This is a genomic window from Pseudomonas sp. GW460-LB5, assembly GCF_059423245.1.
Window position 1 is genome coordinate 1 of the sequence record NZ_JBWKXT010000125.1, and the last position, 1,940, is coordinate 1,940.

Sequence of the window (1,940 nt, forward strand, 5' to 3'; positions counted from 1 at the left end):
GCGCAGCGAACTGCGCGAGCACCTCAGGCACGGGCTGGCCGACTACATGGTCCCGACCCACCTGCTGTTCCTTGAGCGCCTGCCGGTGACGGCCAACGGCAAGCTGGACCGCAAGGCCCTGCCCAAACCCGACGCAAGCGTGCTGCAGGACAGCTACGTGGCCCCGCGCAGCGAGCTGGAGCAACAGATTGCGACGATCTGGGCCGAGGTCCTGAAACTCGACCAGGTGGGCGTGACGGATAACTTCTTCGCCCTGGGCGGCCATTCGCTGTCTGCCACCCAGGTGATCGTACGCGTTCGTGAGGCGACGGGCATCGACGCCACCTTGAAGGCACTGTTCGAACAGCCCCGACTGGAGGATTTCTCACGCTGCCTCGAAGAGAAAAATCAGCAAATCGATCCGATTCAGGCAGAACTGGCTAAATCGCTAGAGGCGCTCAAACGTCTAACCACGGAGGAAATTGATGAACTGATTTCATAGGGGATACATCAGTGCAAGCGTTGCTCGACTCCGTCAAATCGTTGTCCACCAAAGAGCGTCACGCTCTGGCCATGCTCCTGAAGCGTCAGGGAATCAACTTGTACGGAGTCGCGCCGATCCCTGCGAGGGCGCCGGAGGAGGTCCTGGCACTGTCCTACGCCCAGCAGCGGCAGTGGTTTCTCTGGCAGATGGACCCCCAGGGCAGCGCTTACAACATTCCGGTCGCCCTGCGCCTGAAGGGCGATCTCGACCTCAAGGCGTTGCAGGCCAGCTTCGACGGCCTGATCGCTCGACACGAAACCCTGCGCACTACCATTCACCTCGACGGTGACCAACCGGTGCAGGTGATTCACCCCGAGGCACCCTTCGCGCTGGTGATCGAAACGCTCAAGGGCATCGGTGCCGATGCCACTGCGGCACTCAAGGCTTGGGTGGAGCAGGAAGTTCAACAGCCATTCGACCTGGAGCAAGGCCCCTTGCTGCGGGTCAAGCTGCTGCGCCTGGCGGCGGATGACCATGTGCTGGTCCTGACCTTGCACCACATCGTCTCCGATGGCTGGTCGACACCGATCATGGTCGACGAGCTGGTGCGTTTCTACGAAGCTGCCAGATCCGGGCAGGCACTGCGACTGCCGGCGCTCCCGGTGCAGTATGCCGACTACGCGTTGTGGCAACGGCAATGGATGGAAGCGGGCGAGCGCGAAAAGCAGCTGGGCTACTGGACGGCGCGGCTGGGGGACGAACAACCTGTGCTCGAAATGCCGCTGGACCGCCCGCGTGGCTCGGTGCAGAGCCCGGCAGGCGCGCGCTTCGACGTCACCCTCGCCGATGCGCTGGCGGACGCGCTGAAGCTGTTGGCCAAGCGCCAGGGCGTGACCCTCTTCACGTTGCTGCTGGCAAGCTTCCAGGCCTTGCTGCACCGCTACAGCGGGCAGAACGATATCCGCGTCGGCGTCCCGATCGCCAACCGCAATCGCAGCGAAGTCGAGGGCCTCATCGGCTTCTTCGTCAACACCCAGGTGCTCAAGGCCGAATTCGACCTGACCACCACCTTCGATGAGCTGGTCGAGCAGGTGCACCAGGCCGGGCTCGGCGCACAGGCGCATCAGGACCTGCCGTTCGAGCAACTGGTCGAAGCCCTGCAGCCAGAGCGCAGCCTCAGTCATAGCCCGTTGTTCCAGGTGATGCACAACCACGCCAGCGAGGGGCGTGGCCAAGCACGGCATCTGCCAGGCCTGACCCTGGAGGCGCTCGACTGGGAAATCCATACCACCCAGTTCGACCTGGCCTTGAACACGCTCGAGCATGAGCACGGCATCGGTGCGTTCCTGACCTACGCCACCGCGCTGTTCGACGAAGCCACCATCGCCCAGCTCGCCGGACACTGGCAGGGCCTGCTGGCCGCCATCGTCGCGCAGCCGCAGCAGCGCATCGCCGAGCTGCCACTGCTGAATGCCAC

2 protein-coding genes are annotated in these 1,940 nt (G+C 63.7%); both read left to right on the forward strand.

Going from position 1 to position 1,940, the window contains the following annotated elements; all coding sequences use genetic code 11:
- Positions 1-481: phosphopantetheine-binding protein (locus tag AC07XM_RS30970; protein WP_495046080.1), on the forward strand; the 481-nt coding region annotated here is incomplete at its 5' end.
- Positions 482-492: 11 nt separating this feature from the next.
- The coding region (locus tag AC07XM_RS30975) for a condensation domain-containing protein (RefSeq protein WP_495046081.1) at positions 493-1,940 on the forward strand (1,448 nt) is incomplete at its 3' end.